Origin of the sequence: Ancylobacter sp. VNQ12 (assembly GCF_049445835.1) — a bacterium.
GTDB lineage: Bacteria > Pseudomonadota > Alphaproteobacteria > Rhizobiales > Xanthobacteraceae > Ancylobacter.
Genome location: NZ_JBMSDU010000001.1, coordinates 232,713 through 259,400, shown reverse-complemented (window position 1 = coordinate 259,400; position 26,688 = coordinate 232,713). Strand labels below are relative to the sequence as shown.

Annotated in this window: 27 protein-coding genes; 17 read left to right on the top strand and 10 right to left on the bottom strand. The window is 67.4% G+C overall.

What is annotated here, in order from left to right:
* The first annotated feature begins 200 nt into the window (after window positions 1–200).
* The 5 genes from ACO2RV_RS01170 to ACO2RV_RS01150 all read left to right on the top strand — a co-directional run bounded on the left by ACO2RV_RS01170 (window position 201) and on the right by ACO2RV_RS01150 (window position 4,022).
* Entirely contained in the window at window positions 201–944 is a 744-nt protein-coding gene (locus ACO2RV_RS01170; protein WP_423288942.1) for a GntR family transcriptional regulator, read from the top strand.
* Window positions 945–948: 4 nt separating this feature from the next.
* Window positions 949–1,737: a transporter substrate-binding domain-containing protein gene (locus ACO2RV_RS01165; protein ID WP_423288940.1), complete on the top strand. Its 789-nt coding sequence runs from the start codon at window positions 949–951 to the stop codon at window positions 1,735–1,737.
* Between the two features lie 237 nt (window positions 1,738–1,974).
* The gene (locus tag ACO2RV_RS01160; RefSeq protein ID WP_423288938.1) at window positions 1,975–2,646 is read left to right on the top strand and encodes an amino acid ABC transporter permease; all 672 of its coding nucleotides are present in this window, start codon (window positions 1,975–1,977) and stop codon (window positions 2,644–2,646) included.
* Between the two features lie 10 nt (window positions 2,647–2,656).
* A complete protein-coding gene (locus ACO2RV_RS01155; RefSeq protein WP_423288936.1) occupies window positions 2,657–3,316 on the top strand; it encodes an amino acid ABC transporter permease in 660 nt (219 codons plus the stop codon).
* A complete protein-coding gene (locus ACO2RV_RS01150) occupies window positions 3,294–4,022 on the top strand; it encodes an amino acid ABC transporter ATP-binding protein (protein ID WP_423288934.1) in 729 nt (242 codons plus the stop codon). The genes ACO2RV_RS01155 and ACO2RV_RS01150 overlap by 23 nt, the downstream gene beginning before the upstream one ends.
* On the opposite strand, the gene ACO2RV_RS01145 is transcribed toward ACO2RV_RS01150, so the two are convergent.
* Window positions 4,012–4,968, bottom strand: coding sequence for a LysR family transcriptional regulator (locus ACO2RV_RS01145; RefSeq protein WP_423288932.1), 957 nt, complete (start codon window positions 4,966–4,968; stop codon window positions 4,012–4,014). The genes ACO2RV_RS01150 and ACO2RV_RS01145 overlap by 11 nt on opposite strands.
* Window positions 4,969–5,115: 147 nt before the next feature.
* Between ACO2RV_RS01145 and ACO2RV_RS01140 the strand changes: the two genes are divergently transcribed.
* The 4 genes from ACO2RV_RS01140 (at window position 5,116) to ACO2RV_RS01125 (ending at window position 10,975) form a co-directional block, all read left to right on the top strand.
* On the top strand, window positions 5,116–5,937 hold the full coding sequence (locus ACO2RV_RS01140; RefSeq protein ID WP_423288930.1) for an alpha/beta hydrolase: 822 nt from the start codon (window positions 5,116–5,118) through the stop codon (window positions 5,935–5,937).
* A gap of 16 nt (window positions 5,938–5,953) precedes the next feature.
* A complete protein-coding gene (locus ACO2RV_RS01135) occupies window positions 5,954–7,264 on the top strand; it encodes an efflux RND transporter periplasmic adaptor subunit (protein WP_423288928.1) in 1,311 nt (436 codons plus the stop codon).
* A 49-nt stretch (window positions 7,265–7,313) separates the two neighbouring features.
* Complete coding sequence (locus ACO2RV_RS01130) at window positions 7,314–10,493, top strand: efflux RND transporter permease subunit (RefSeq protein WP_423288926.1); 3,180 nt, start codon at window positions 7,314–7,316, stop codon at window positions 10,491–10,493.
* 149 nt (window positions 10,494–10,642) lie between these two features.
* Window positions 10,643–10,975 carry a (2Fe-2S) ferredoxin domain-containing protein gene (locus ACO2RV_RS01125; RefSeq protein WP_423288924.1) on the top strand — a complete coding sequence of 111 codons (333 nt, stop codon included), beginning with the start codon at window positions 10,643–10,645 and terminating at the stop codon, window positions 10,973–10,975.
* A 39-nt stretch (window positions 10,976–11,014) separates the two neighbouring features.
* Here ACO2RV_RS01125 and ACO2RV_RS01120 read toward each other — a convergent pair whose 3' ends face one another.
* Together ACO2RV_RS01120 and ACO2RV_RS01115 are read right to left on the bottom strand one after the other, a co-directional pair.
* Entirely contained in the window at window positions 11,015–12,016 is a 1,002-nt protein-coding gene (locus ACO2RV_RS01120) for an FUSC family protein (protein WP_423288922.1), read from the bottom strand.
* Window positions 12,017–12,019: 3 nt separating this feature from the next.
* Window positions 12,020–13,000 (bottom strand): HlyD family secretion protein, encoded by a 981-nt coding sequence (locus ACO2RV_RS01115; protein WP_423288920.1) that lies wholly within the window; start codon window positions 12,998–13,000, stop codon window positions 12,020–12,022.
* 229 nt (window positions 13,001–13,229) lie between these two features.
* On the opposite strand from ACO2RV_RS01115, the gene ACO2RV_RS01110 reads away from it, so the two are divergent.
* Both ACO2RV_RS01110 and ACO2RV_RS01105 read left to right on the top strand, forming a co-directional pair.
* Window positions 13,230–13,793: an isochorismatase family protein gene (locus ACO2RV_RS01110; protein ID WP_423288918.1), complete on the top strand. Its 564-nt coding sequence runs from the start codon at window positions 13,230–13,232 to the stop codon at window positions 13,791–13,793.
* Window positions 13,790–14,797 carry a GlxA family transcriptional regulator gene (locus ACO2RV_RS01105; protein WP_423288916.1) on the top strand — a complete coding sequence of 336 codons (1,008 nt, stop codon included), beginning with the start codon at window positions 13,790–13,792 and terminating at the stop codon, window positions 14,795–14,797. The genes ACO2RV_RS01110 and ACO2RV_RS01105 overlap by 4 nt, the downstream gene beginning before the upstream one ends.
* 9 nt (window positions 14,798–14,806) lie before the next feature.
* Here ACO2RV_RS01105 and ACO2RV_RS01100 read toward each other — a convergent pair whose 3' ends face one another.
* Both ACO2RV_RS01100 and ACO2RV_RS01095 read right to left on the bottom strand, forming a co-directional pair.
* A complete protein-coding gene (locus tag ACO2RV_RS01100; protein ID WP_423288914.1) occupies window positions 14,807–16,072 on the bottom strand; it encodes an ATP-binding protein in 1,266 nt (421 codons plus the stop codon).
* A complete protein-coding gene (locus ACO2RV_RS01095) occupies window positions 16,069–16,815 on the bottom strand; it encodes a response regulator (protein WP_423288912.1) in 747 nt (248 codons plus the stop codon). The genes ACO2RV_RS01100 and ACO2RV_RS01095 overlap by 4 nt, the downstream gene beginning before the upstream one ends.
* A 473-nt stretch (window positions 16,816–17,288) precedes the next feature.
* On the opposite strand from ACO2RV_RS01095, the gene ACO2RV_RS01090 reads away from it, so the two are divergent.
* The 3 genes from ACO2RV_RS01090 to ACO2RV_RS01080 all read left to right on the top strand — a co-directional run bounded on the left by ACO2RV_RS01090 (window position 17,289) and on the right by ACO2RV_RS01080 (window position 20,743).
* Window positions 17,289–18,524 (top strand): efflux RND transporter periplasmic adaptor subunit, encoded by a 1,236-nt coding sequence (locus tag ACO2RV_RS01090; RefSeq protein WP_423288910.1) that lies wholly within the window; start codon window positions 17,289–17,291, stop codon window positions 18,522–18,524.
* Between the two features lie 3 nt (window positions 18,525–18,527).
* Window positions 18,528–20,513, top strand: coding sequence for a MacB family efflux pump subunit (locus tag ACO2RV_RS01085; protein ID WP_423288908.1), 1,986 nt, complete (start codon window positions 18,528–18,530; stop codon window positions 20,511–20,513).
* Window positions 20,514–20,593: 80 nt separating this feature from the next.
* On the top strand, window positions 20,594–20,743 hold the full coding sequence (locus ACO2RV_RS01080) for a hypothetical protein (protein WP_423288906.1): 150 nt from the start codon (window positions 20,594–20,596) through the stop codon (window positions 20,741–20,743).
* An 18-nt stretch (window positions 20,744–20,761) separates the two neighbouring features.
* Here the strand turns inward: ACO2RV_RS01080 and ACO2RV_RS01075 are convergent, their stop codons facing one another.
* The 5 genes from ACO2RV_RS01075 to ACO2RV_RS01055 form a co-directional block, all read right to left on the bottom strand.
* Complete coding sequence (locus ACO2RV_RS01075) at window positions 20,762–21,229, bottom strand: hypothetical protein (protein WP_423288904.1); 468 nt, start codon at window positions 21,227–21,229, stop codon at window positions 20,762–20,764.
* Between the two features lie 16 nt (window positions 21,230–21,245).
* Complete coding sequence (locus ACO2RV_RS01070; protein WP_423288902.1) at window positions 21,246–22,025, bottom strand: anti-sigma factor family protein; 780 nt, start codon at window positions 22,023–22,025, stop codon at window positions 21,246–21,248.
* Window positions 22,022–22,552, bottom strand: coding sequence for an RNA polymerase sigma factor (locus ACO2RV_RS01065; protein ID WP_423288900.1), 531 nt, complete (start codon window positions 22,550–22,552; stop codon window positions 22,022–22,024). The genes ACO2RV_RS01070 and ACO2RV_RS01065 overlap by 4 nt, the downstream gene beginning before the upstream one ends.
* A gap of 81 nt (window positions 22,553–22,633) precedes the next feature.
* Window positions 22,634–24,091: a YncE family protein gene (locus ACO2RV_RS01060; protein WP_423288898.1), complete on the bottom strand. Its 1,458-nt coding sequence runs from the start codon at window positions 24,089–24,091 to the stop codon at window positions 22,634–22,636.
* A gap of 10 nt (window positions 24,092–24,101) precedes the next feature.
* The gene (locus ACO2RV_RS01055) at window positions 24,102–24,596 is read right to left on the bottom strand and encodes a DUF305 domain-containing protein (protein WP_423288896.1); all 495 of its coding nucleotides are present in this window, start codon (window positions 24,594–24,596) and stop codon (window positions 24,102–24,104) included.
* 223 nt (window positions 24,597–24,819) lie between these two features.
* Between ACO2RV_RS01055 and ACO2RV_RS01050 the strand changes: the two genes are divergently transcribed.
* From ACO2RV_RS01050 to ACO2RV_RS01040, 3 genes are all read left to right on the top strand, one after another.
* Entirely contained in the window at window positions 24,820–25,245 is a 426-nt protein-coding gene (locus ACO2RV_RS01050; RefSeq protein ID WP_423288894.1) for a nuclear transport factor 2 family protein, read from the top strand.
* 348 nt (window positions 25,246–25,593) lie between these two features.
* On the top strand, window positions 25,594–25,890 hold the full coding sequence (locus ACO2RV_RS01045) for a DUF6166 domain-containing protein (RefSeq protein WP_423288892.1): 297 nt from the start codon (window positions 25,594–25,596) through the stop codon (window positions 25,888–25,890).
* 8 nt (window positions 25,891–25,898) lie between these two features.
* A complete protein-coding gene (locus tag ACO2RV_RS01040; protein ID WP_423288890.1) occupies window positions 25,899–26,681 on the top strand; it encodes an alpha/beta fold hydrolase in 783 nt (260 codons plus the stop codon).
* The last annotated feature ends 7 nt before the right edge of the window (window positions 26,682–26,688 follow it).

Here is a 26,688-nt window from a genome sequence, read left to right as displayed (position 1 = left end):
GATCGGCACGACGCCCTGCTGGATGCGGGCGCAGTCTACCCCGATTGAAACAAGTCGTTCTGGCGACTGCCGGAATCCGTCATTTTGCGGAGGGGAGACAGCCGCCGCGCCGGCACGGCGGGCGAAGCCGCCGATCTCACCGAACGTCATTGGCACGCTGATTGCTTACCAGCTTGTATACAAGTTTGTAGGCAAGCGTGATGAACCCAGCCACCGCCAATATCGAGGAAGCGATCCTCTCCGCCATCCTCGCCGGGCGCATCAATCCGGGCACGAGGCTCGGCGAGCAGAAGCTCGCGGACCTGTTCGGCGTGTCGCGCACCCGTGTGCGCGAGGCGATGATGCGGCTGGAGACGCGCGGCGTCGTGCAGGTCAGCGCCCGGCGCGGCTGGTTCGTCGTCGAGCCCTCGGCGGACGAGGCGCGCGAGGCCTTCCAGACCCGGCGGGTCATCGAGACCGGCCTGCTGCAGACCCTGAAAGAGGTTCCGCCCGATGTGGTGAGAAGCCTCAAGGAGCATGTCGCCATTGAGCGCGAGGCCATCGAGACGGGCGACGTGTCGTCCCGCGCCTGCCTGCTCGGCGATTTTCACATCCATCTCGCCGACGCGCTCGGCAACCGGCTGCTGACCGAGATCATCCGCGACCTCACCGCCCGCACCACGCTGATCTCGATGCTCTACCAGCCGACCGAGAAGGCGGAGGAATCCAGCCACGACCATGAGGACATCGTCGCCGCCATGGAAGCCGGCGACCTGGCGCTGGCCGCCCGGCTGATGGACGAGCACATCGGCAAGGTAGAGGCCGGGCTCGACCTCACCGCCAAGCCCGATCCGCTCGCGGCGCTTCGCGAACTGCTGTCGCCGTCGACCTTTGCCGGCAACGCCCCCTCCGTGCCGCATGTGCATGCCCACACCCATTCCCCGTCTCACGAAAGAGAGGACTGACCGCATGAACCGCCGCACCCTTCTCGCGCTCGCCGCCGGCGCGCTCCTCATCGCCGCGCAGGCGCCCCTCCCCGCGAAGGCCGACGCCCTCGCCACCATCGAGGCGGGCAAGGTGATCCGCATCGCCGTGCCGCAGGATTTCGCGCCCTTCGGCAGCGTCGGCGCCGACATGCAGCCCAAGGGCTACGACGTCGATGTCGCCAAACTGATCGCCGACAAGCTCGGCGTGAAGCTGGAACTGGTGCCTGTCACCAGCGCCAACCGCATCCCCTATCTCCAGACCAACAAGGTCGACCTCGTCATCTCCTCGCTCGGCAAGAATGCCGAGCGCGAGAAGGTCATCGACTTCTCGGTCGCCTATGCGCCCTTCTTCTCCGGCGTGTTCGGCCCGGCCGACATCAAGGTTTCCGAGGTGAAGGAACTGTCCGGCAAGACCGTCGGCGTCACCCGCGGCGCCATGGAAGACCTGGAGCTGACCAAGCTGGCGCCGGCCGACGTCACCATCAAGCGCTATGAGGACAATAACGGCACCATCTCCGCCTTCCTCTCCGGCCAGGTCGACCTCGTCACGACGGGCAATGTGGTCGCCGCCGCGATCATCGAGCGCAACCCGCCGAAGAAGCCGGAGCTGAAGTTCCTCATCAAGAACTCGCCCTGCTACATCGGCCTCAACAAGAACGAGCCGGCCCTGCTCGCCAAGGTCGACGCGATCATCGCCGCCGCCAAGAAGGACGGCGCGCTCGAGGCCATCTCGCAGAAGTGGCTCGGGGCCAAGCTGCCGGCTGATCTGTGAGCGACATCTGTCCCGGCCCGACGCCAGCATAGCCGAAGCGCCGAGCCGGGCCCCGGCGCAGGTATCCGCCAAAAGGCAGCACCCGCTTTTCCTCTCCCCAGTGGGGAGAGGTGGCCCGCGAAGCGGGTCGGTGAGGGGGCTCTAGCGATGGCGAAGCGTTGAAGACCCCTCACCCCAACCCTCTCCCCGATGGGGAGAGGGAGTTCCCCCTCACCTCGCCAGCGGGAGTTCACCGGCATGAACTACGCGTTCGATTTCGGCTGGATCTTCGATTACTGGCCGGTTCTCCTCAGGGGTATCGGCATCACCGTCGAGCTCACGCTGGTGGGCGGCGTGATGGGCGTGTCGCTTGGCATCGCCTGCGCCTGGGCGCGGGCACTGGGGCCGCGCTGGCTCGGCCGGCTGGTCGCCGCCTATGTCGAATTGATCCGCAACACGCCGTTCCTGATCCAATTGTTCTTCATCTTCTTCGGCCTGCCGGCGCTCGGCCTGCGCATGGGCGAGCTGGAAGCGGCCAACCTCGCCATGGTGATCAACCTCGGCGCCTATGGCTGCGAGATCATCCGCGCCGGCATCCAGGCGACGCCGAAAGGCCAGTTCGAGGCTGGGGCGAGCCTCGGCATGAGCCGCCTCCAGACCTTCTGGTACGTGGTGCTGATCCCGGCGCTGCAACGCATCTGGCCGGCACTGTCGTCGCAGATCGTCATCGTCATGCTGGGCTCGGCGGCGGTGTCGCAGATCGCGGCGGAGGACCTCACCTTCGCGGCGAACTTCATCCAGTCGCGCACCTTCCGGGCGTTCGAGACCTATTTCGCCGCGACGCTGATCTATCTCGCCCTCGCCATCGCGCTGCGCCAGCTGCTGCGCGGCCTCGGCTGGACCCTGTTCCCCAAGCGCAGCGCCCGGTGAGGAGGCAAGCATGAGCGACTTCACCACTTGGGACATATTGCGCAACCTGCTGCTGGCCGCGCGCTGGACGGTGCTTTTGTCCATCGTCTCCTTCATCGGCGGCAGCCTCGTCGGCGCCGCCCTGCTGTTCGCCCGTATCGGTAAGAACAAGGCCGGACAGATCTTCGTGAAGACCTATGTTGAGCTGTTCCAGGGTACGCCGCTGCTGATGCAGCTGTTCCTCGCCTTCTTCGGGCTCGGCCTGTTCGGCATCGACGTGCCGGCCTGGCTGGCGGCGGGGGTGGCGCTGATCCTGTGGTCGGCAGCATTCCTCACCGAGATCTGGCGCGGCTGCGTCGAATCCATCACCAGGGGCCAGTGGGAGGCCTCCTCCAGCCTCGGCATGGGCTATGTGCAGCAGATGCGTTGGGTGATCCTGCCGCAGGCGCTGCGCATCGCCGTGCCGCCCACGGTCGGCTTTTCCGTGCAGGTGGTGAAGGGCACGGCGCTGACCTCGATCATCGGCTTTGTCGAACTGTCGAAAGCCGGGACGATGGTGACCAACGCCACCTTCGAGCCCTTCACCGTCTACGGCTTCGTCGCGCTGATCTATTTCTGCCTGTGCTGGCCGCTGTCCAAGTCTTCCCAGATCCTCGAGAGGAAGCTCAATGTCGCTCATCGAAATCACTGAAGTGAAGAAGCGCTTCGGCGACAACGAAGTGCTCAAGGGTATCAATATCGACGTCGAGCCCGGCGAGGTCATCGCCATCATCGGCAAGTCGGGCTCGGGCAAGTCCACCCTGCTGCGCTGCATAAACGGGCTTGAAAACATTGATGAAGGCTCGATCTCCGTCGCCGGCGCCCAGCTGCTGCCGGACGAACTCCACCTCAAGGCGCTGCGCCTCAAGGTCGGTATGATCTTCCAGAGCTTCAACCTGTTCCCGCACCTCACCGCGGGGCGCAACGTCATGCTCTCGCAGATGGTGGTGAAGAAGACGCCGAAGGCCGAGGCTGAGACGATGGCCAAGAAGATGCTGGAGCGGGTCGGGCTCGGCCACAAGTTCGACGCCTATCCCGACCAGCTCTCCGGCGGCCAGCAACAGCGCGTGGCGATCGCCCGCGCGCTGGCCATGCAGCCCATCGCCCTGCTGTGCGACGAGATCACCTCGGCGCTCGACCCGGAGTTGGTCAACGAGGTGCTCGCCGTGGTGAAGGAACTGGCCGCGGAAGGCATGACGCTCATGATGGTGACGCACGAGATGCGCTTCGCCCGCGACGTGTGCTCGCGCGTCGTGTTCATGCATCAGGGCCGCGTGCATGAGATCGGGCCGCCGGGGGAGGTGTTCGCCAACCCGAAGACGGCCGAACTCAAGCAGTTCCTCGGCGTCATCCACTGACGCCGGGCTCATTGATCATGAGCAGCGAGGCGGCCCGCCGGCGGTAGGCGCCGCCGGTGGAGAACAGTTCGGCGACCCAGTCGACGAAAACGCGCAGCCTGTTGGATAGGTGACGGTTCGGCGCATAGACGACATGCAGCACGATGGGCGCACTGTGCCAGTCGGGCAGCACGCGCACCAGCCGGCCGGCCTCGATATAGGGCAGCACCATGGGCTCGATGGACTGGGTGATGCCGAGGCCGGCAAGGCCGGCGGCGAGATAGGCGGTGGAATCGTTCACCGCCACGAAGTACGGCAGATCGAGCTCGTAGCTCTCCTCGCCCCGCACCACGTCGAACGCCACGCGCCGGCCGGTGCGGGCGGAGAAATAGCCGATGACGCAGTGCCCGCTCTCCAGCTCGCGCGGGTGCTGCGGCATGCCGTATTGCTGGATGTAGCCCGGCGCGGCGCACAGTGTGAGCTGCACCTGGCCGATGCGGCGGGCGATCAGCGTCGGGTCGACCAGGTCGCCGCCACGAATGGCGCAGTCGACATTCTCCGCCAGCAGGTCGACCGGCCGGTCGGAAACGCCGAGATCGAGCTGGATGTCGGGGTAGCGGGCGAAGAAATCCGGCAGAGCGGGAATGAGCGCATAGAGGGCGAGCGAGGACGGCACGTCGATGCGCAGCCGGCCGGAGGGCGTCGCCTGCGAGCGCGTCATTGAGCCGTCGAGCTCATCTAGATCGGACAGCAACGCCACCGCCCGCTCGTAATAGGCGGCGCCGTCCGGCGTCACCCCGACGCGGCGTGTCGTGCGGTTGAGCAATTTGGTGCGCAGATGTGATTCCAGCTGCTGGATCAGCTTGGTTACGGTGGGCTTCGGCATATCCAGCAGGTCGGCGGCGCGGGTGAAGTTCCCCGCCTCGACCACGCGGGCGAAGGCCCGCATCGCGGCGATCTGGTCCATGCTGCCAATGGCTGATTGTTTCCTAATGTGAATAATGAAATCCCAAATCCGGTATTTTTTCAATGAGGACGCCGCACTAAGTTTCGCTGCGTTGCAATAAGGGAAATCGGGTGGTTGCGGCGCTCCCCATTTCCGAAGGTGGGCGCAATGTCGGCACTATGGACGGAAGACCGGTTGGAACTGGACGGGACGGCGTTGCCGGTCCGCGTCTACCACACCGCGTCCGTCCTGCGGCCGACGCCGCTGGTGCTGCACCTGCATGGCGGCACCTTCACCTGCGGCGACCTCGACTGCAGCGCGTATATCTGCCGTTCCATGGCGGAAGCCGGCGCGGTCGTCATCTCGCTCGACTATCCGCTGGCGCCGGAGCATCCGTTCCCGGCGGCGCTCAACGTCTCGTTCGCGGCGCTCGAACTGCTGCACCGCCAGCGCGCCAAATGGGCCGGTCGCGGCGCCCGGCTGTTCGTCGCCGGCGAGGAAGCCGGCGCCAACATTGCCACCGCGCTGACATTGATGGCGCGCGACCAGAACCATCCGCCGGTTGCCGGGCAGATCCTGCTCTCGCCCATGCTCGACCCCTGCCTTGCCTCGAAGTCGATCCATGCCGCCGAGGCTGGCCAGGCGGGATGCAAATGGGCGGATGGCTGGCATTTCTATCTCGGCACGGCGGACAAGGCTGCGCACCCCTATGCCGCCCCGCTCGGCTCACGCCGGCTCGGGGGGATCGCACCGGCGCTGATCATCACCTCGGATGACTGCCCGATGCACGATGAGAGCCTCGCCTATGGCCGACGCCTCGCCGATTGCGGCGTGCCGGTCGAAAGCCATGTCGTCGCCGAGACCGAAGACGCCGACGACGGCGCCCCGGATGCCGCCAGCCTGCCGCCCTGGGCGCGCGAGCTGGTGCCGCTGTTCACGCAATTCCTGGCGGCCCCCGAAGCGGCCGCCCTTCGTAAAATTCAGGCCTGAGGCCAGGAGATCGTCCATGACCGAAGATCGCGTTCGCAACCATGTCGCCGTTCCTGAGATCGTACGCGCCGAAATCGCCCGCGATCTGCCCAGCACTCCCCACCGCCGCGGCTGGCGCGACGCCGGCCTCGCGCTAAGCCTCGCCACGGTCGCCACGGCGGCCGCCGTGTGGTTCGCCTGGCCGATCAGCTCCGCTCTCGCCACCGATCCGGCACCGGCGCAGGCCCAGGCACCGCAGGGCATTCCTGTGTCGGTGGCGGTGCTCAAATCCCGCGACACCATGAAGTGGGACGAATTCTCGGGCCGCCTCCAGGCGGTCGAGCGCGTCGAGGTCCGCCCGCGCGTCACCGGGGCGGTGAAGGCCATCCATTTCCGCGAGGGCGCGCTGGTGAAACAGGGCGACATGCTCGTCACCATCGATCCCGAGCCCTACCAGGCGGCGCTCGACCGCGCCGAAGCCATGCGCCAGGCCGCCGAGGCGCAGGTCGACTTCACCAAGAACGAGGTGGATCGCGGCAAGCAGCTTGTCGACAACCGCGTCGTCTCCGTGCGCGACCTCGACCAGCGCACCAATGCCTATCGCGAGGCGGAGGCCAATCTGCGCGCTGCCGAGGCCGCGCTACAGACCGCCAAGCTTGATCTTGGCTATACCGAGGTGCGCGCCCCGGTGGACGGTCGTGTCGGCCGCATCGACGTGACGGTGGGCAATCTCGTCGCCGCCGGCCCGACCTCGCCGGTGCTGACCACCCTCGTCTCGGTCGACCCGATCTATGTCGGCTTCGCCGCCGATGAGAGCGCGGTCGGCGAGGCGCTCGCCACGCTCGGCGCCGGCGACGTGCTGGGCCAGATCGACCGCATCCCGGTCGAGATCACCACCGCGACGACCGGCGGCAAGCCGACCGCCGGCCATCTCCAGCTCGTCGACAACCAGGTCGATGCGACCACCGGCACGTTCCGCCTGCGCGCCGTGTTCGACAACAAGGACGGCCGCCTCGTGCCGGGCCAGTTCGCCCGCGTCCGCATGGGCCGCGCCCAGACCGAGCCGGCGCTGGTGATCAACGAGCGCGCGGTCGGCACCGACCAGGACAAGAAGTTCGTCTTCGTGGTCGATGGCGAGGGCAAGGCGACCTATCGCGAAATCAAGCTCGGCGCGCCCGCCGAGGGGCTGCGCGTCGTTGCCAGCGGCCTCAAGGAAGGCGAGCGCGTCGTCGTCAACGGCCTGCAGCGGGTGCGCCCCGGCGCGCTGCTCGCGCCCGAGATCGTGCCCATGGAAACCGCTTCCGCCGCCAAGGCGACGGATAACTCCACCTCCGTCGCCGCGCGCTGAGACCTGAATCCAGCGTAGCCCGGCAACGCCTCCTTGGGGGGAGGACGCTATGAATCTGTCCAAATTCTTCATCGACCGGCCCATCTTCGCCGGCGTGCTCTCGGTGCTCATCTTCGTCGCCGGCCTGCTGGCGCTGCGCGTGATGCCGATCTCGGAATATCCCGAGGTCGTCCCGCCGCAGGTCATCGTGCGCGCGCAATATCCCGGTGCCAGCCCGAAGGTCATCGCCGCCACCGTGGCGACGCCGATCGAGGAGCAGATCAACGGTGTCGAGGACATGCTCTACATGTCCTCGCAGGCGACGACGGACGGCGTGATGACGCTGACCGTCACCTTCAAGCTCGGCACTGACCCCGACAAGGCGACACAGCTGGTGCAGAACCGCGTCGCGCAGGCGGAACCGCGCCTGCCGGAAGAGGTGCGCAGCCTCGGCATCACCACGGCGAAGAGTTCGCCGAACTTCATCATGGTGGTGCACCTCGTCTCGCCCAATGACCGCTACGACATCACCTATCTGCGCAACTACGCAGTACTCAACGTGAAGGACCGGCTGGCGCGCATTTCCGGCGTCGGCCAGATCGACATTTTCGGCGCCGGCGACTACTCGATGCGCGTCTGGCTCGACCCGCAGAAGATCGCCGAGCACGGCCTCTCCGCCGGCGACGTGGTGAACGAGATCCGCGCCCAGAACGTGCAGGCCGCCGCCGGCATCGTCGGCGCCTCGCCGGCCGCGCAGGGTGTCGAGCTCCAGCTCTCCGTCAACGCGCAGGGCCGCCTGGAGACCGAGGACGAATTCGGCGACATCGTGGTGAAGACCGGCACGGACGGACAGATCGTGCGTCTGCGCGACGTCGCCCGCATCGAGCTGGGCGCCGCCGACTACGCGCTGCGCTCGCTGCTCGACAACAAGCAGGCGGTCGGCATCGGCGTGTTCCAGGCGCCGGGCTCCAACGCGCTGGAAATCGCCGCCACCGTCAAGGCGACGATGGAAGAGGTGAAGAAGACGATGCCGGAAGGCGTCGACTACGACATCGTCTACGACACGACCGAGTTCGTGCGTGCTTCCATCGAGGCGGTGGTGCACACGCTGTTCGAAGCCGTGCTGCTCGTCGTCATCGTCGTCGTGGTGTTCCTTCAGACCTGGCGCGCCTCGATCATCCCGCTGCTCGCCGTGCCGGTGTCCATCGTCGGCACCTTCGCGGTGATGTATGTGTTCGGCTTCTCGATCAACGCACTGAGCCTGTTCGGTCTGGTGCTCGCCATCGGCATCGTCGTCGACGACGCCATCGTCGTGGTGGAGAATGTCGAGCGCAACATCGAGAACGGGCTGACACCGCGCGAGGCTTCCTATCGCGCCATGGCCGAGGTGTCGGGGCCGATCATCGCCATCGCCCTGGTGCTGGTCGCGGTGTTCGTGCCGCTGGCCTTCATCTCCGGCCTGTCGGGGCAGTTCTACCGGCAGTTCGCACTCACCGTCGCCATCTCGACCGTGATCTCCGCGATCAATTCGCTCACCCTATCGCCGGCGCTAGCGGCGCTCCTGCTCAAGGGCCACCATGCCGAGCCCGACCGGCTGCAGCGCATCATCAACGCGCTGTTCGGCTGGTTCTTCCGCGGCTTCAACTGGGCGTTCTCGCGCGGTTCCACCGGCTATGGCGGCGGCGTGCGTGGCGTGCTGAAGGTCAAGAGCCTGGTGATGGTGTTCTACGCCGTCATGCTGGGCGCCACCTGGTGGCTGTTCCAGGCGGTGCCGGGCGGCTTCGTGCCGGCGCAGGACAAGCAGTACCTCGTCGGCTTCGCCCAGCTGCCGGACGGCGCCACACTGGACCGCACCGAGGAAGTCATCCGCCGCATGACGGAGATCACCCTGGCCGAGCCCGGCGTCGCCAGCGCGGTCGCCTTCCCCGGCCTGTCGATCGCCGGCTTCTCCAACTCCTCGAATGCCGGCATCGTCTTCTCGACGCTGAAGCCATTCGAGGAGCGCAAGGATCCCTCGCTGTCAGCCGGCGCCATCGCCATGTCGCTGAACCAGAAATACGGCGCGATCCAGGACGCCTTCATCGCCATGTTCCCGCCCCCGCCGGTGCAGGGGCTGGGCGTGGTCGGCGGCTTCAAGATGCAGATCGAGGACCGGGCGGGCCGTGGCTACGAGGAGTTGGCGAACGTCACCAACGCCTTCATGGCCAAGGCGATGCAGGCGCCGGAGCTGACCGGCCAGTTCACCACCTTCCAGGTGAACGTGCCGCAGCTCTTCGCCAATGTCGACCGCACCAAGGCTCGCCAGCTCGGCGTGCCGATCCAGTCGGTGTTCGAGACGCTGCAGGTCTATCTCGGCTCGCTCTATGTGAACGACTTCAACAAGTTCGGCCGCACCTACTCGGTGCGAGCGCAGGCCGACGCGCCGTTCCGCGCCAAGCCGGAGGATATCGGCCAGTTGAAGGTGCGGGCGAACAACGGCGAGATGATCCCGCTCGCCGCTCTGCTGAAGGTCGAGATGACGGCGGGCCCGGAGCGCGCCATGCGCTACAACGGCTTCCTCACCGCCGACGTCAACGCCTCTCCCGCGCCAGGCTTCTCTTCCGGCCAGGCGCAGGCGGCAGCCGCGCGCATCGCGGCCGAGGTGCTGCCGCCGGGCTTCGACTATGAATGGACCGACCTCACCTATCAGGAGATCCTCGCCGGCAATTCCGCGGTGCTGGTGTTCCCGCTCGCCTTGCTGCTCGTCTTCCTCGTGCTGGCGGCGCAATATGAGAGCCTGACTCTGCCCATCGCGATCATCATGATCGTGCCCATGGGCATATTGGCAGCGCTGTTCGGCGTGTGGCTGGGCGGGGGTGACAACAACATCTTCACCCAGATCGGCCTGGTGGTGCTGGTGGGCCTCTCCGCCAAGAACGCCATCCTGATCGTCGAGTTCGCCCGCGAGCTGGAGTTCCAGGGCCGTACCCCGGTCGAGGCTGCGATCGAAGCCAGCAGGCTGCGCCTGCGGCCGATCCTGATGACGTCCTTCGCCTTCATCATGGGCGTGCTGCCGCTGGTGCTCTCCACCGGCGCGGGCGCCGAGATGCGCCATGCCATGGGCATCGCGGTCTTCGCCGGCATGCTCGGCGTGACCTTCTTCGGGCTGTTCCTCACGCCCGTCTTCTATGTGCTGCTGCGCAGGCTCACGGGTAACCGCAAGCTGCGCCAGCACGGCGAGGTGCTCCCCGCCCTTCACCCGGCGGAGTGAGCCGAGGCCGGCTGGAAAGAAAGGCTCAGGGTGCCGTCCCGCCCCCCACTCGGCACTCGGGGTTCGCAGCTTTCCAGCCGGCCGTTCCATTGCCTACGTCGACAAGCGGCCTCCGCGATGCCACATGCAGCGCGGAGGCCTTTTCACGCATGAAGCCCATCAAGTCCGACTGGACCGACATCGTGCTCGTCTGCCGCAAATGCGCGAAGAAGCTCAAGGGCGGCTTCGGTGCCGACGGCCGTGACAGCCTGCCCAAGGCGCTGAAGGCGGAGATCGCCCGGCGCGAGGGCGGCAAACCGATGAAGAAGCCGCGCCGCAAGGGCGCCCGGATTGCCATCGTCGAGGTCGACTGCCTCGACATCTGCCCGAAGAATGCCGCCGTCATCATCCCCGCCGGCGCGCCGGAACGGTGGCTGAGCGTGCCGCGCGGCGCCGACATCCCCGCGCTTGTCGGGACCATCGCGCCGGCCCGCAAGGTCTGATCCCGAGACGACGGCCGATGACCAGACGGCGACAGTGATCTACGAGGTCATTGCAGCCGATGCCGGCTGCGGCGGTTTCGGCGGATTCAGTGCCCAGACCAGCACGGTCATGATGCTCACGCCGATGATGATGCCGACCAGCCGGTCGATCGGCGGCTCCAGCGTGGTCGGCGGGCCGAGGCTGACCAGCGTCACCAGATAGGCGATGGCCGACTGCGTGCCGATATAGGCATTGGGCGACTTCGACAGATGCAGCCGCGAGAAGGTGAACACGCCGAGGAACAGCGCCGCGGTCCACCACCATTGGTCGGCCGCGTCGATCAGCACCACGAGGATGCCCGCCGTGCCGCCGATGATACAGCCGAAGATGCGCTGCGCGCCGCGATGGCGCGTCGCCAGCGGGTCGGCGTCGAGCACGACGAGGCTGGAAATCAGCACCTGCGGCAGTTGCGGCAGGTCGAACAGCGCCCAGGTGACGATGATGGTCAGCGCGCCGAGTCCGGCGATGAAGGACTGGCGCCGCGCATTGTCCCGCGTCGTGGTGGCGGCCTGCGCTAATATATGCGCCGGCAGTTCCCCCGCCCGCGGCCCCAGCGCCCAGTTCGCCAGCGTGCCGCAGAGCACGCCGATGAGGATCTCGTAGGTGCGGTAGTGGGCGAAGGCGTAGAGGTCCTGCGGTTGCACCATGGTGTAGAGGATCAGCAGGGCGAAGCTCAATCCCCCGTAGAACCAGGCATAGCCATAGGCGCTGCGCTGGCGGCCATAGGTGCCGACCGCCGCCGCGATCATGACGGAGGCGGCCTGCATCGACTGCATGCCCTCCATCCACTGGCCCATGACGTAGCCGCTCGTCACGCCGACCAGCGTGCCGACGATGCGCAGCAGCCCCTTGGTGAACAGCGCGTCGCGGTCGACATTGGCGATGATCATCACGCTCAGTGCCGCCCAGTAAGGGTCCTGCAAATCCATCCAGAGCGCCATATAGACTGCAGCGAGCACCCCCGAAGCCGTCGCGAATGCCTGGCGGGTGACGTCGTCCATGCCCTAGAACCAGATCAGTACGCGGGCATCCGCGCCGTTGAACAGGCCGAGCCCCGCCGGCCAGTCGTCGAGCGTCACCTCGATGGGAAAGCGGCGCGGCAGCCGCACCCAGTCGGTGGTCGGCTCGACATAGGGCACGACCTCCGGATTCTTGGCCGAGCGCGCCACGCCGGCGGCGATGCCGCTGACCCGGCCGGTATGAATCACCCAGGGGTCGGAGCCGAGCGTCAACCAGACCCGCTGGCCGGGGCGGATGCGGGCGAGATGGCGCTCGAACACGTTGGCCACCACGCGCCGGCGATTGTCCGTCACCACCGCGAGCACCTGCGTGCCGCGCTCGAGATAGTCGCCCTGGCGGATAGTGAAGGGGGCGATGCGCCCCGCCTCCGGCGCCGACATGACGGTCTTGGAGAAGTCGTACTGCGCCCGGGCGAGGTCCGCCTGTGCCGAGGCGATGATGGCCGCCGCCACCGCGACGCGGCGGTTGGCGACATCGAGTGCGGCCTGCGCCGTCTGCACATTGGCGGTGGCGGTGGCGACATCGCGGGTGGCGACATCGAGGCTCGCCTCGGTAGAGAAGCCCTCGGTGGAAAGCGACTTCACCCGGCCGAGCTGGGCGTCCGCATTGGTCAGCACCGCCTGCGCCGAGGCGACGCCGGCCTTGGCCGAGTTCACCTCGTCCCTGGCGAGATCGAGGTCGGCCTGCGCCTGCGTCAATGCCGCCTGCGTCTGCTGCACCTTGAGCAGATAGGGCGTCTTCTCGATCTCGAACAGCAGCTGGCCTGCGGTCACGTCCTGGTTGTTTTGCACGGCAAGCCGGGATACTGGCCCCTCGATCTCGGAGGAGATGACGACGATGTCGCTCATCACATAAGCGTCCGCCGTGTAGGCGAAGAAGCGCACGCTGACTTCATAGAGGGCGAACAGCCCTGCCAGCACGCCAACGATCAGCAGCACGGGGTGACGCAGCAGGCGGGCAAGCATGGACCGTCGAATCTCCGGCGCCGCTCCGGCGGCGGCCGGCGCATCATCACGACTTTGTCCGCGAGGCTCAATCCGTCTCACGGCAGTTAGGGAGAAGCGGTGGTGGCAGGCGATCGCCAACTTTCCCGAAACTTTGGCGCGATATGTCCGCTCATGGTCTGCTGCGTGTCTTTCCCGGTATAGGATGACGCTTATCATGGCCGCACCCCCTCGCCATGGAGATGCAGAAATGTCCGCCGACACCGTCCTTCTCGTCATCGACGCCCAGGAATCCTTCCGCCATCGCGCCTATTTCCGCAATGACGAGCTGGAGCCCTATCTCGAGCGCCAGCAGGCGCTGATCGATGGCGCGAAAGCAGCCGGCATCCCGGTCGTGCAGGTGTTCCATGTCGATCCCACCGGCCCGTTCTCGGAAGCCTCGGGCTTCGTGCGCACGCTCGCCCCGCTGCGGATCGCGCCGGACGCGGTGTTCCGCAAGACCCGGCACAGCGCGCTGATCGGCAGCGGCCTCGACGTCTGGCTGAACCAGAACGGCATCCGCCGCGTCATCGTCTCCGGTATCCGCACCGAGCAGTGCTGCGAGACCACCACGCGCCATGCCTCCGATCTCGGCTACGCCGTCGATTATGTCGGCGAGGCGACGCTGACCTTCCCGATGACCGACGCGCACGGGCGCGAATGGAGCGCAGCCGAGATCCGCGCGCGCACCGAATTGGTGCTCGCCGGCCGCTTCGCCCGCATCGCCACGGTCGACGAGGCGCTGGCCGGCCTTGAGCGCAAGGCCGCCGCATGAGTGCACGGGCGCCGCAGCGGACGATCCGCGTCTTCGTGGTGGTGCCGCCGCGCGCCCTGCTGCTCGATATCGCCGGCCCGATGGAAGTGCTGCGCAAGGCCAATCTGGTGCAGGATGCCGTGCGGTTCGAGGTCGCCTATGTCGGCCCCTCGACGGATGTGCGCAGTTCCATCGGGCTCGGCCTTTCCGGCATCGAGAAGCTGCCCGGCACGGTGCCGGCCGGGGCGATGATCATCGTCTCCGGCGCGGCGGACGAGCCGCTCGGCGCGCTGGCGGACAGCCGGCCGCAGGACGCGCCCGACGAGGCGGCCATCGTGGAATGGCTGGCCCACGCGGTGTGTCCCGGAATCCGCCTGGTGACGATCTGCTCCGGTGCGCTGCTCGCCGCCCGCGCCGGCCTGCTCGACGGCCATGAATGCACCACCCATCACGGCACGATCGACGAACTGGTGCGGCTCGCCCCGCGGGCGCGGGTGCGCGAGAACCGGCTCTATGTCGAGGATGGCGAGCGCCTGACCAGCGCCGGCATCACCGCCGGCATCGACCTGATGCTCGCGCTGGTCGCACGCGAGGCGGGCCCACCGACCGCCGTCGAGGTCGCGCGCTATCTCGTGGTCTATCTCCGGCGTGCCGGCGCCGATCCGCAGCTCTCGCCCTGGCTGGAAGGGCGCAACCATATCCACCCGGCGATCCACCGCGCGCAGGACGCCGTCGCCGGCGATCCGGCGCGGGACTGGTCGGTGGAAGCGCTGGCGAAGATCGCCGCCACCAGCCCGCGCCATCTCTCTCGCCTGTTCAACGAGCATGCCGGCATGAGCGTCACCGATTTCGTCAACCGCATGCGGGTGGCGCTGGCGCACGAACTGGTCGTGGGATCGAAGCTCGACATGGAGCAGGTGGCGGAGCGCGCCGGCTTTTCCTCGGCGCGCCAGCTTCGGCGGGCCTGGAGCCGGCTGCACGCCCAGGCGCCGAGCCATGCCCGAGACGCCGCCGCCACGCACTGATCCAGCGGGCTACCCGGCCTCCCCCGTCGCCATGGGAAACGTCACATGCTGGCTCAACCCGCCCTGCGGACGATTCTTCAATTCGAGCACGCCGTCATTGCTCGAAATGATCTCGTAGGCAATGGCAAGGCCAAGGCCGGCGCCGGGAATAGGAGCCCCGCGCGCGGGATCCACGCGGAAGAACGGCTCGAAGACGCGCGCGATGAGTGGCTCAGGGATGCCGGGCCCCTCGTCGTCGATGAAGAGAGTGACCGCGTCCCCGGAGGCCTCGACGCGGAGTTCGGCCTTCACACCATGGGTCGCAGCATTGATGGCGAGGTTGCGGATCGCCCGGCGCAGTGCGAGCGGCCGCGCCACCACCCGTGCGGGGTCGGCGTGGGTGAGCGTCACGTCCATGCCGATCTCGCGCAGCTCGCCGACCACGTCCTTCACCAGTTGGTCCAGCTGCAGGCAGCTCTTCGACGAGCCGTCGACCTCCTCGCGGACCAGCCTTATGGCGCTGTCGGCGATGCGGTCGAGTTCGTCGAGGTCGGCGATCCAGTTCGGCCGCTCCTCGTCGTTGAGGAACTCCGCCCGCAGCCGCATCCGCGTCATCGGGGTGCGCAAGTCGTGGCCGGCGGCGGCGACGAGGCGGATGCGGCTTTCCATAGCCTGCTTGAGCCGCGAGGACAGCCGGTTGATCGCGCGCGCCGCCGCCCGCACCTCGGTCGGCCCCTCCTCGTCGAGCGGCTGCAGTTCGCCGTCCGGCCCCAGCGTGGCAACTGTGCGTTCCAACAGGGCGAGAGGTTCCGTCAGCCGGCGCACCGCGACGACGATGACCAGGGTGATTCCGAGCGCGACGATCAGCACCCAGCGTGCCAGAGCCCAAAAGCCATTTGGCGGTTCCGGCGGCATCGTCAGCGGCATGACCAGCCAGCGCCCGTCCGACAGGCGCCCGGCGATGACCGGCCACGGCGCGTCCACCACGCCGTGCACCGCGATCCGTTCCGGCCTCCCCAGGCGCGCCAGCGCCGCGTTGATGCCCTCGGTCGGCATATGCATGATCTCGCCGACCGGCTCGTCGGCGCGGACACCGAGATAGCCGGCGCCCGCAGTCTGCATGGCACCGGCGGGAATGAGGTCCACCAGCAGCACCCACTGCGCCGCCAGCGCATCGTCGACCCGCTCGAAGTGCGGCGGTGACAGAAGCAGGAAGGACAGGCCGGTCGCCAGCAGGACGACCAGCAGCACCGCGCCGACCAGCAGCGCGGTGATTTTCGCACGCAGCGTGCTCATGGCGTCTCCGGCGGAAGGGCGGGCGCCTGCATCGTCTCCACCGGAACGGTCAGCTGATAGCCGCCATTGCGCAGGGTCTTGAAGATGCGGAAATTACCGGCATCCCCCAGCTTGCGCCGCACCCGGCTGAGCAGCACGTCGATCGAGCGGTCGAAGGAGGCCGCGCTGCGCCCCTGGGTGATGTCGAGCAACTGGTCCCGGGTGAGCAGCCGGCCCGGCCGCTGAAGGAAGGCAAGCAGCAACTCGAACTCCGCCCCTGTCAGCGGCACTTCCGCGCTCGCGGCGTCGAGCACCCGGCGCGTCGCGGGATAGGCGGTGAACCCTGCGAAGTGGAAGGTCTGCTGCGCCGGGGCCGGCGGCGGCGCCTCGCGGGCGCTGGTTCGCCGCAGCACGGCGCGAATGCGCGCCAGCAGCTCGCGCGGGTTGAAGGGCTTGCCGAGATAGTCGTCCGCGCCGACCTCAAGACCGATGATGCGGTCGACATCCTCCTTGAGCGCGGTGAGCAGGATCACCGGCACGTCCGAACGGCCCCGCAGCGTGCGGCACAGTTCGAGCCCGGAAGTGTCCGGCAGCATCAGGTCGAGCACGACGAGGTCGATGCGATTGGAAGCGAGCGCCTCCTCGGCATGGCGCCCGTCCTGGACAAGAGTCACGCGGAAGCCCTGCCCCTGGAGATAGCGGCCGAGGAGCTTGCGGATCTCCTGGTCGTCATCGACGACGAGGATATGAGGGCTGCTTTCCAACAATCGGCTCCAAAACCACAGATACGCGGTTTTCCATCGGCGGACGGCGCCTGCAGTTCAACGTCGAAATGGCAACTGAAGATTGCCCGACCGCCTACAGCAATATCGGGAAACAAAAACGGCGTCCGCATCAATATCGGGCAACATGCGGACCTTCACGGGAAACCAAGCGCCGCCATGGTCACGGCATCGACAACTGGCGAGGTCTCGATGCCGCTACACCCATCGTCGCCGATCGCAGCGCCGCCGCGCCGCGCGTCCGACAGACCTCGCACATGTCTCCCTATTCTTCTTCCGGCCCTGCCCAGGTCGGTAGAACCGGGAGCCGATCTCCGCCCCTAACCTGATCGGCTTTCGGGGGAAGGCGGGTGCACCTCGCGGTGCGCCCGCCGTCCCTTCACATGGCGGTTCCCAGCGGCTGCGCCTGTCCGCGACGTCAGCACGGGGCCGGTCCGTTCAACGATCGAAGGCCTATGCACTCTCTCTCCCGCCTGTTCTTCCGTTTCCGTCCGATGCTCGCGGCGGCCGTGCTCGCCGCCCTGGCCGTCGGGTGGCTGCTGCGCGGCGACCTGTTTGCCGCCGGTCCGCCGGCCTACATCACCGCGCCGGTCGTACGTGGCGATGTCGAGCGCACCGTGCTCGCCACCGGCACGCTGAAACCGACCAAGCTCGTCGCGGTCGGCGCGCAGGCGTCCGGTCGCATCACTTCGGTCAAGGTGGCGCTGGGCGACCGGGTGCGCGCCGGCGACCTGGTGGCCGAGATCGACTCGATCACCCAGCAGAACGATCTGCGCACGGCAAAGGCGCAACTGGCCAAGGCCCGCGCCCAGCTGGCGGAGAAGCAGGCAACGCTGGTGCTGAACGAGAAGACGCTCGACCGTCAAAGCCAGCTGGTCGAGACCAAGGCCGTCTCGCGCACCAGCTTCGACGAGGCGGTCGCCGACGCGGACGTCACCCGCGCCCAGATCGAGGCGCTGAAGGCCGAGATCGAGGAAGCGGAGGTATCGGTCGCCACCGCCGAGGCCAATCTCGGCTACACCCGCATCACGGCGCCGATCGACGGCACGGTGCTCGCCATCGTCAGCCAGGAGGGGCAGACGGTCAATGCGAGCCAGTCCGCCCCGACCATCATCGTGCTCGGCCAGCTCGACACCATGATGATCCGGGCGGAGATCTCCGAGGCCGACGTCGTTCACGTCGAGCCCGGACAATCGGCCTATTTCACCATTCTCGGCGAGCCGAACCGGCGCTATGAGGCGAGCCTCGGCTTCATCGAGCCGGCACCGGAATCGGTACGCAACGATTCCAGCTTCAGTTCGTCCTCCACGTCCTCCAGCTCCAGCTCCACGAGTTCGAGCTCGTCCGACGCGATCTACTACAACGGCATCTTCAACGTTCCGAACCCGGATGGCCGGTTGCGCACCTATATGACCGCCGAGGTACATATCGTGCTGGGCAGCGCGCGCGGCGTGCTCACCATCCCTTCTTCCGCGCTGGTCGGCCAAGCCGTCGACGGCAAGGCCCGCGTGCGCATACTGGGCAGCGATGGCCGGGCAAGCGAGCGCGAGATCGAGATCGGGCTCGACAACCGCATGACCGTGGAAGTGCGTTCCGGCCTCAGTGAAACCGATCGGGTGGTGCTGCAGGAGGCGAGCGCGACGCCTGCGGCGTCCAGCTCAGGCGGCCCGCCGCCGCCGATGGGGTTCTAGACCATGGGCGAGCCATTGCTGTCGCTCTCGGGCGTCCGGCGCGATTATGCCGCTGGCGAGGAGCATCTGTCGGCACTGAGCGGCATCGACCTCACCATCGAGGCCGGCGACATGGTCGCCATCATGGGCGCGTCCGGCTCCGGCAAGTCGACGCTGATGAACATACTGGGCTGCCTCGACCGGCCGACCGGCGGCAGCTACCGCATCGCCGGCCGCGAGACCGCCGAACTCGACGCCAACGAGCTGGCAGCGCTGCGGCGCGAGCATTTCGGCTTCATCTTCCAGCGCTACCATCTGCTCGGCGAATTGTCGGCACGCGGCAATGTCGAGGTGCCGGCGGTCTATGCGGGAACCTCGCCGCGCCAGCGGCACGCACGGGCGGACAGCCTGCTGGCGCGGCTCGGCCTCGGGCCCCGCCGCGACCATCGGCCGGGACAGCTTTCCGGCGGCCAGCAGCAACGCGTCTCGATCGCACGGGCGCTGATGAACGATGCCGACGTGATCCTCGCCGACGAGCCGACCGGCGCGCTGGACCGCACCAGCGGCGAGGAGGTGCTGCGCATCCTCGAGGAACTCAACGCCGAAGGGCGCACCGTCGTCATCGTCACGCATGACCCCGCGGTGGCGAAACGCGCGCGGCGCATCATCGAGATCAGCGACGGCGCGATCATCGCCGACCGCCGCAGCGACGCGCCGCCGGCAGTCGCGCCGCCGGGTCTCCAACCCCGTCCCGCCGCCGGTGGAACGACTCTCCACGCGGATTCCCTCCGCACACGAACGGCCCGCACGCTGGGGCGCACCCGCGAGGCGCTCCGCATGGCGCTGCTCGCCATGAACGCGCACCGGATGCGCGCGCTGCTCACCATGCTCGGCATCATCATCGGCATCGCCTCCGTGGTGTGCGTGGTCGCGCTGGGCGAAGGCTCGCGCCAGCGCGTGCTCACCAACATCTCCAGTCTCGGCACCAACACGCTGGAGGTCTTCGCTGGCCGCAGCTTCGGTGACGTGCGCTCCGCCAAGATCAGCACGCTCGTGGTCGCCGATGCCGACACGCTCTCCGGGCAGCCCTATGTCGCAGCCGTCACGCCGACCGTGTCGAGCTCGGTGGTGGTCCGTCACGGCGCGAAGGAGGCGAACGCGCTGGTGAACGGCGTCAGCGAGCAGTATTTCGCTGCCAAGGGCACGAAGATCGCCGAGGGACGCTTCTTCGGCACGGATGCGGTGAGCGGACGCGCGCAGGAAGCAGTGATCGACGAGAACACCCGCAAGACATTGTTTGCTGGCACGCCGGGCGGCGCCGTCGGGCAGGTCATCCTCATCGGCAAGGTGCCCGCCCGCGTCGTCGGAGTGACGCAGACGCAGCAGGGCGGCTTCGGCTCCAGCCAGAACCTGTCGGTCTACCTGCCCTACACCACGGTTCAGGCGCGGCTGCTCGGCTCGACTTCGCTGCGCAGCATCACGGTGAAGGTGGCGGACGATGTCTCCACCAGCCTCGCCGAGCAGGCGGTGACGCGATTGCTCACCCAGCGCCACGGCACCAAGGACTTCTTCATCCTCAACACCGACGACATCCGCCGCACCATCACCTCGACGACGCAGACCATGACGCTGCTGATCGCCGTCATCGCGGTGATCTCGCTGGTGGTCGGCGGCATCGGCGTGATGAACATCATGCTGGTGTCGGTCTCCGAGCGGGTGTCGGAAATCGGCGTGCGCATGGCGGTGGGGGCGCGGCGCAGCGACATCCTCCAGCAGTTCCTGATCGAGGCCGTGCTGGTGTGCCTGCTCGGCGGCGTGCTCGGCATCGCGCTGGCACTCGGCTTCGGCATCGCCTTCGCCTGGTTCAGCACCAGCTTCAGCCTGATCTATTCGACCACGTCCATCGTCGCGGCGGTGCTGTGCTCGACGGTGATCGGGATCGTGTTCGGCTACCTGCCTGCCCGCAACGCCTCCCGCCTCGATCCGGTAGCGGCGCTGGCCATGGGCTGAAGAGAAACGCTCCAGTTCATCCTTGTTCCGGAACGGAAACCACCGAAGACAGTTGCTTCCTCAAAACAGGGAGGAAACACATGGTCGAGATCGCGCTGGCACTGGTGGCCCTGGGCTTCCTCGCGATGATTGCCGTTGAGGCGGAGCGGACGATGAATGATGTCGCCAGCCTGCGCCATCAGATCATCCGCGACAGCAAGGAACCGGCGCGGCCCGGACGCCACAGCTGACCGCCCCTCCCTCACGGCCTAGATCAACGCGGCGAGCACGAGGAAGAAGGCCGTGTGGGCCATGGCGAAGACGATAATTCCGGTCGCGCTGAGCATCTTCATGCCGGCGAAGCCCTGGCCGAGGGCTGGCAGCACGAGGGCGGCATTGATCAGCCAGACCAGCAGCGCATAGACCAGCCCCTTTTCGAGAGCGGGCCCCGGCAGCAGCGGCTGTATCCCGAGATAGATCATCGCCATAACGAGACCGACGACGACCTTGAAGCCGGTCGTGAAGAGCGGGCCGCTCGGATCGGGAAGATCGAGCGCGGCCCAGCCGCGATCGACGCCAAGGGCGCCTAGCGCGGGCCCGGTCCACAGCTTCACCAGGCGTTGGAAGCCGCCGCGGGCGGTCACGATCCCCAGCCGGTCGGCGAGACCCAGGAGGAGGAAGTTGACGACGAGCCCGGCCGCCCCGGCGAGCAGCGCTCTCAGATAGGCGGCAAGCATGGTGACCGCCTCATACTCAGGCCTCGCTGCGGATCTGGCGGCGCACTTCGTCCGCCAGCGGATGCAGCCTGTCGGATGCCACGCCTCCGACGAGGCTGTAGCCGAGGCCGTTGTCGGCCCAGGCGAAGCCGTTCAGGCTTCCCTGCACATGCGGCGACATCGGCATGTCCGGCTCGGCCCTCATGGGACGCGCCAGCATGACGAGGCGGGTGCCGTGATCGTCGTCATACATGAACAGGGCGGCGGGTCCGTGCTCGGTCGGCACGACACGCCCGCCCATGAGGCGATAACCCGCCCTCGTCAGATCGGGAATGCCGATCGGACGGCCGATACGCTTGGCGGTCCAGGCCGCGAGCACGTCGCGATCGCTCGCGCGGATCTCGACCGGCCGCACCTGATCGGGTGCGTAGGTCGCATAGCTCGCCGCCGCCTCGCGGGCGAGGGCCTGAACACCCTCGTTGGGCGCGGGCGCCATGCCGCGCAGCGACCAGCCGCCCGCGCCTCCGAGCGAAAGCAGCAACACTGCCGCGGCCGCCATCGCCCAGCGCGGCATTTGGCTCGGGCGGCGGCGCTCATCGATCATACGGGCCAGGTCGAGTTCCGTGGGCACCGGCTCATCGATCACCGGCGCAAAGGCGGCGCGCAGCATGTCGCTCTGCTCGCCATAGAGGGCGACGCGCTGTGCGATATCCGGGTGGGCGTCGAGATAGGCGCTCACCTCCGCGTGACGGGCCGGATCGAGCGTACGATCCACGAAGCCGTTGAGGTCGTCTTCGGAAATGGGGCGGGAGTTCATTTCACGCTCCGGAGGTAAGGCGTGGAGATCGTCGCGCGCGGCTCGGCGGACATCAGCCGGGCCAAGCGCTCGCGGGCGCGCGACAGGCGCGACATGACGGTCCCGATCGGCACGTCGAGCACCCGCGCCGCTTCGGCATAGGAGAGTTCCTCGACCGTGACCAGCAGCAGCACGGAGCGCTGCTCCTCGGGCAGTTGCGCCAGCGCCGCGAGCAGCTCGCGGTGGCGCAGACCGTCCTCCTGCGACGCCGCCACGGAAAGTCCGGTCGCATCGGTCTCATCGAGGCCGACATGGACGGGGCGCCGCGCCGAACGGCGCAGCCGCGTCATGGCGAGATTGTGCAGGATGGTGAAGATCCATGCCCGCGCGTCGTAATCCTCGCGCCGCTGGTGCCAGCGGCTGATGGCGCGCTCCAGGCAGTCCTGCACCAGATCGTCAGCCGCCGCACGATCCCGCAGCAGCGCGCGCGCATAGCGCCGCAGCGCCGGAATAAGCGGCCTGATCAGATGCACCATCTCGTGGGTCATGGCGTCTCCTTCCGGGAGCGGCGGAATGCCGGCAAGGGCGCTCCGCCGTGGATCGCCGCCCCGAAGGGCGGCAACGGCATGTCAATCTAGCGTCTGGCGCTGCACCACGGCGCCGGGCTGCGCACTCGTGCCTTCGGCGATAACGAGATAACGCCGCAAGCCCTTCGTCTCATTCTTCACGATCTGGCGGATCGGGCCGGCGGCGTTGACGATGGCTGAGCCGGCCGGGTTGGTCATGAAGGCGGAGAGCGGCTCCAGCGTGCCCTTGCCGTCCGGTTCACTGGCCAGCGCCAGCACGTAGGGCTTCTTCGGCGCCAACCCGGTGACGGAAGCCTGAAGTATCTGTATCAGCCCCTGGTCGAACAGCGAGACACTGGTCGGCGCCTTGTCCGCGGCCTTGCCGTCGCCAGTGAGGCCGAGATGGGCCGCCTGTCCGGCAATGCCGAGCGGCTGAAGGTTCGAGGTGCCGTCGCCCTCCGGCACCGCGCCTGGCACGTAGTTGACCGCCTGCGGTGCCTGACCGATCGGGATGGTCGCAACCACCTTGTTGGCCAACGTATCGATGGCGGCGAGAGCGTCGGCATTCTCCAGGCCGACATAGACGCGCGAGCCGTCGCCCGAGGGCCAGATGCCATGCGGCAGCTTGCCGACCGGGATGGTTGCGACCTGCGAGAAATCGTCGGTGCGGAACACCTTCACCTCGTTCAGTCCGCCAATGGTGACATAGGCGAAGGTGCCGTTGGCATTGCGCGCGAAATTGACGTGATTGGTGATCGGCCCGGTGTCGATCGTCCGGATGACATCGAAGGGGGGCTGGGCCTTGAACACCTGCGTCTTGCCGATGTCCTTCAGCGTGAACCACACCTGCTTGCCGTCCGGCGTCGCGGCGATGTTCGGACAGAACGGGCTTTCCTGCTTCACATGGCCGACGATCGTGTGGTCGGCGACCGAGACCACCACCGTCTCCGGCATGAAGGAGGAGCAGACATAGCCGTATTTGCCGTCGGGCGAGAAGATTTGCATGCCCGGACCGTTCGGCACCTTGATGCGCGCCGTCTCCTCATAGGTCGTCCCGTCCAGCACGGCGATGTAATCCTCGCCGCGCACCGTCACCCACACCTCCTTGCCGTCGGGCGTGAAGAACGCCTCGTGCGGCGAGCGGCCGACATAGGTGGTGTGCTTCACCATGTTGCTCGCGGTGTCGATGAATGTCACCGAGTTCGAGCCGATCGATACCACGGCGAGGGTCTTGGCGTCGGGGGAGAAGCCCATGCCGTGCACCAGCACCTGCCCCTTGTAGAGCGGGCTGAAGTTCATCGGCTGCGGATCGCCCAGCCGAATGACGCCGACCAGCTTGTTGGTGGCGGGATCGGTGACGGAAATGGTGTTGGAGAACTGCTCGGCGGCATAGACGCGGTCGCGGCTGCTCAGCGGAATGTCCGGGGTAGCGGCGGCGAAGGGCGCCTGTCCGGCGAAGGCGGGCGCCGCGCAGGCGAGCATGGCGCTGGCGAGCGCGCCGGTCAGGAAGGGCTTTTTCATCGGTCGGTTCCTACTTCGTCGGCATCGGCATGGCCGGCATTGTCATGCTGTCGGCGGACATGCTGCTGTGAGACATGGCGGAATGGTCGTGGAGGGGTGCGGCACCGGGCTGCGTCGGCACCGGCGCGGAAGGCGGCAGGGGCTGGCCGAGCGCGAGACGCATCGCGGCGATTTCCTGCTGCTGCTCGACGACGATCTCCTGCGCGAGCCGCCGCAATTGCGGGTTCGTGCCGTAGCGCAGATAGGCGACCGCCATGTCGATCGCGCCCTGATGGTGCGGGATCATCATCGCCGTGAAGTCGGCGTCGATATCACCCGTCGGCTTCACCTCCATGTCCGCCATCATCTTGTCCATGGCGGCGGCATTCTCGGTGAGGAAGGGCGTCTCGTCGCTCGGGGCGGAGACGACCGCGCCGTCATGGCCATGGTCGTGCGCCTCGGCCGCGCTGCCGGCGAGGCACGCGGCCAGCACGAGACCGACACGAGACAGCTGTCTTTGTCGCATGGGCTTTTCTCCTTCCGGCGCGATGCGCCTTCGGAAGGTTGGACGCCGGGCCGTCCCGATTATTCCGGCCCGGCACGGATTTTTCTCCGGTTCTTCGCCCTGGCCCGTCCGGCACCTCCATACAGCACGGCGCGAAAATTTCGGAACGCCAGCTCCGCCGGACGGAATAAACCGGCGCGGCGGGCGTCTTCCCGTGTGCAGGCCACATTTGGAGACACCCGCCATGCGCCTTTCTACTCTCGCCGCTGCCTTCCTCCTCGTCGCCGCGTCCGGCTCGGCCACGCTGGCGGGCCCCGCCGAAGACCTCGCACGGTCCCGCATCAATGCCATTGCCGGCGGCGATCTCGCCACTGTCACCGCCGCTTACAGTCCCGCCGCAACGCTGCACTGGGTCGGCGGCCCGCTCGACGGCACCTACAGCCAGCCCGACAAGATCAAGGAGGTCTGGTCGAAATTCTTCACTGCCCAGGGCGCCCAGAAGGCCAACATCGCGACGGCAACGGAGGCGGCCAATCCCAAGGGTGGCACCGTGACAATCGACGCCACCTTCGCCGGCAAGAACACCGTCAAGGTGCGCTACGTGCTGCTCTACCGCGATGGCAAGCTGGTCGACGAGATCTGGCAGGTCAATCCCGCCGCGACCTACTGAAACCGGTCCCGCCCCTCTTAACGATCCGCGTGGTCGCGCATCGGCGAGGCATTTTCGCCGCCGATGCGCGACGGTCGCCCTGAAGCACCGGGCGCGCCCCCGCATCGCTCGCGGGCGATCGCGTTATTCGCTGATAGTGCGATCTTCACCGAAGACCGGCACGCGCGCATGTGAATGCTCGCGATCCGACAACGGCCCGGCATGACCGCGTCCGCGACAACCCACCCTCGGTACCGCTCCTTCCCCGCTGGAACCGCAGCGAGGAACGTCGATGGCCCCACAAGCCAATTGCCAGACATTCGATAAACATCTAATATGTTACATGTCGGTAGCTAATGGATGATTGCCATGAAGATTTATCGTGGAGACAGAACCATCGATGGCGTTTCGGTGACGGTGGACGGCGTCCTTTTGCCGGAACGCACCGATATCAGGGAGATCAGCCGCGACGGTTTCGAATGGAGCTACGAGGGCATCGCCCCAGCCCAGCTCGCCCTTGCCATACTGGCCGACCATTTCGGCGCGCCCGGACCGGCCCTGCAGAACTATGAGCGCTTCATGCGTAGCGTGGTCGCCAATTTCGGCAATGAATGGGAATTCACCAGCGCCGACATAGAGGCTTCCCTCACCGCCCGCGCGGCGTGAGGCCTTTCATGACCGCGTTCACCACCGAGTTCGTCGCCACCCCCGACGGCGCCCTGGAATGCCTGTGCGTCAACAGGCAGGCCGATCCGGCGCGCGGGGCCTTCGTACTGCTGCACGGCATTCAGGGCACCGCCTCGGCATGGAGCGAGGTCGCGCCTCGGCTCGGTGGGGAGCGCACCGTTCTCATGCCCAACATGCGCGGACGCGGGCGCTCGCCGGCTCCGGAAGATCCGGGCGCCTACACGCTCGAACATTTCGCCGCCGACCTTCATGCGGTGATCGCGGCCGTGCCGGGTCCGGTGACGCTGGTGGGCTGGAGCATGGGCGTGCTGGTTGCGCTGACCCTTCTCGCCCGCCACGGCGCGCACGGGCTGGACGGCCTGGTACTGGCCAGCGGAACGGCACGGCCGGCGGGCGAGGCGGTCTGGTTCCATGCCATGTCCGCCGCGGACATTGCCGAGGAGGCCCGTGATCGTGCCACCCGGCTGGGACTGGTCGCCTGCGCCGCGCCCGTCGCCGTCGCCGGCGCCTGGGCATCCGTCCGCATGGCGGATCTGCGCCCGGCACTGGCCGGCATCCGCCTTCCGACCCTGGTGCTGCACGGCGAACAGGACGACCAGTGCCCGCTGGCCCATGGCCGGCTCATCGCCGCCGCGATTCCCGATGCGGCGCTGGAGATCTGGCCGGACACCGGCCACAATCCGATGGCGCGCGATCCCCAGCGCTTCGCGCAGGCCGTGCTGCGCCTTTATGGCGCCACGCGACCAGATATTGTAAGTGCGATTCACTGATATGCCA

What these genes read in the sequence shown, in the direction of transcription:
- ACO2RV_RS01170 (WP_423288942.1), top strand. Translation starts at nt 201, where the DNA reads ATGAACCCAGCCACCGCCAATATCGAGGAAGCGATCCTCTCCGCCATC.
- ACO2RV_RS01165 (WP_423288940.1), top strand. Translation starts at nt 949, where the DNA reads ATGAACCGCCGCACCCTTCTCGCGCTCGCCGCCGGCGCGCTCCTCATC.
- ACO2RV_RS01160 (WP_423288938.1), top strand. Translation starts at nt 1,975, where the DNA reads ATGAACTACGCGTTCGATTTCGGCTGGATCTTCGATTACTGGCCGGTT.
- ACO2RV_RS01155 (WP_423288936.1), top strand. Translation starts at nt 2,657, where the DNA reads ATGAGCGACTTCACCACTTGGGACATATTGCGCAACCTGCTGCTGGCC.
- ACO2RV_RS01150 (WP_423288934.1), top strand. Translation starts at nt 3,294, where the DNA reads ATGTCGCTCATCGAAATCACTGAAGTGAAGAAGCGCTTCGGCGACAAC.
- ACO2RV_RS01145 (WP_423288932.1), bottom strand. Translation starts at nt 4,968, where the DNA reads ATGGACCAGATCGCCGCGATGCGGGCCTTCGCCCGCGTGGTCGAGGCG.
- ACO2RV_RS01140 (WP_423288930.1), top strand. Translation starts at nt 5,116, where the DNA reads ATGTCGGCACTATGGACGGAAGACCGGTTGGAACTGGACGGGACGGCG.
- ACO2RV_RS01135 (WP_423288928.1), top strand. Translation starts at nt 5,954, where the DNA reads ATGACCGAAGATCGCGTTCGCAACCATGTCGCCGTTCCTGAGATCGTA.
- ACO2RV_RS01130 (WP_423288926.1), top strand. Translation starts at nt 7,314, where the DNA reads ATGAATCTGTCCAAATTCTTCATCGACCGGCCCATCTTCGCCGGCGTG.
- ACO2RV_RS01125 (WP_423288924.1), top strand. Translation starts at nt 10,643, where the DNA reads ATGAAGCCCATCAAGTCCGACTGGACCGACATCGTGCTCGTCTGCCGC.
- ACO2RV_RS01120 (WP_423288922.1), bottom strand. Translation starts at nt 12,016, where the DNA reads ATGGACGACGTCACCCGCCAGGCATTCGCGACGGCTTCGGGGGTGCTC.
- ACO2RV_RS01115 (WP_423288920.1), bottom strand. Translation starts at nt 13,000, where the DNA reads ATGCTTGCCCGCCTGCTGCGTCACCCCGTGCTGCTGATCGTTGGCGTG.
- ACO2RV_RS01110 (WP_423288918.1), top strand. Translation starts at nt 13,230, where the DNA reads ATGTCCGCCGACACCGTCCTTCTCGTCATCGACGCCCAGGAATCCTTC.
- ACO2RV_RS01105 (WP_423288916.1), top strand. Translation starts at nt 13,790, where the DNA reads ATGAGTGCACGGGCGCCGCAGCGGACGATCCGCGTCTTCGTGGTGGTG.
- ACO2RV_RS01100 (WP_423288914.1), bottom strand. Translation starts at nt 16,072, where the DNA reads ATGAGCACGCTGCGTGCGAAAATCACCGCGCTGCTGGTCGGCGCGGTG.
- ACO2RV_RS01090 (WP_423288910.1), top strand. Translation starts at nt 17,289, where the DNA reads ATGCACTCTCTCTCCCGCCTGTTCTTCCGTTTCCGTCCGATGCTCGCG.
- ACO2RV_RS01085 (WP_423288908.1), top strand. Translation starts at nt 18,528, where the DNA reads ATGGGCGAGCCATTGCTGTCGCTCTCGGGCGTCCGGCGCGATTATGCC.
- ACO2RV_RS01080 (WP_423288906.1), top strand. Translation starts at nt 20,594, where the DNA reads ATGGTCGAGATCGCGCTGGCACTGGTGGCCCTGGGCTTCCTCGCGATG.
- ACO2RV_RS01075 (WP_423288904.1), bottom strand. Translation starts at nt 21,229, where the DNA reads ATGCTTGCCGCCTATCTGAGAGCGCTGCTCGCCGGGGCGGCCGGGCTC.
- ACO2RV_RS01070 (WP_423288902.1), bottom strand. Translation starts at nt 22,025, where the DNA reads ATGAACTCCCGCCCCATTTCCGAAGACGACCTCAACGGCTTCGTGGAT.
- ACO2RV_RS01065 (WP_423288900.1), bottom strand. Translation starts at nt 22,552, where the DNA reads ATGACCCACGAGATGGTGCATCTGATCAGGCCGCTTATTCCGGCGCTG.
- ACO2RV_RS01060 (WP_423288898.1), bottom strand. Translation starts at nt 24,091, where the DNA reads ATGAAAAAGCCCTTCCTGACCGGCGCGCTCGCCAGCGCCATGCTCGCC.
- ACO2RV_RS01055 (WP_423288896.1), bottom strand. Translation starts at nt 24,596, where the DNA reads ATGCGACAAAGACAGCTGTCTCGTGTCGGTCTCGTGCTGGCCGCGTGC.
- ACO2RV_RS01050 (WP_423288894.1), top strand. Translation starts at nt 24,820, where the DNA reads ATGCGCCTTTCTACTCTCGCCGCTGCCTTCCTCCTCGTCGCCGCGTCC.
- ACO2RV_RS01045 (WP_423288892.1), top strand. Translation starts at nt 25,594, where the DNA reads ATGAAGATTTATCGTGGAGACAGAACCATCGATGGCGTTTCGGTGACG.
- ACO2RV_RS01040 (WP_423288890.1), top strand. Translation starts at nt 25,899, where the DNA reads ATGACCGCGTTCACCACCGAGTTCGTCGCCACCCCCGACGGCGCCCTG.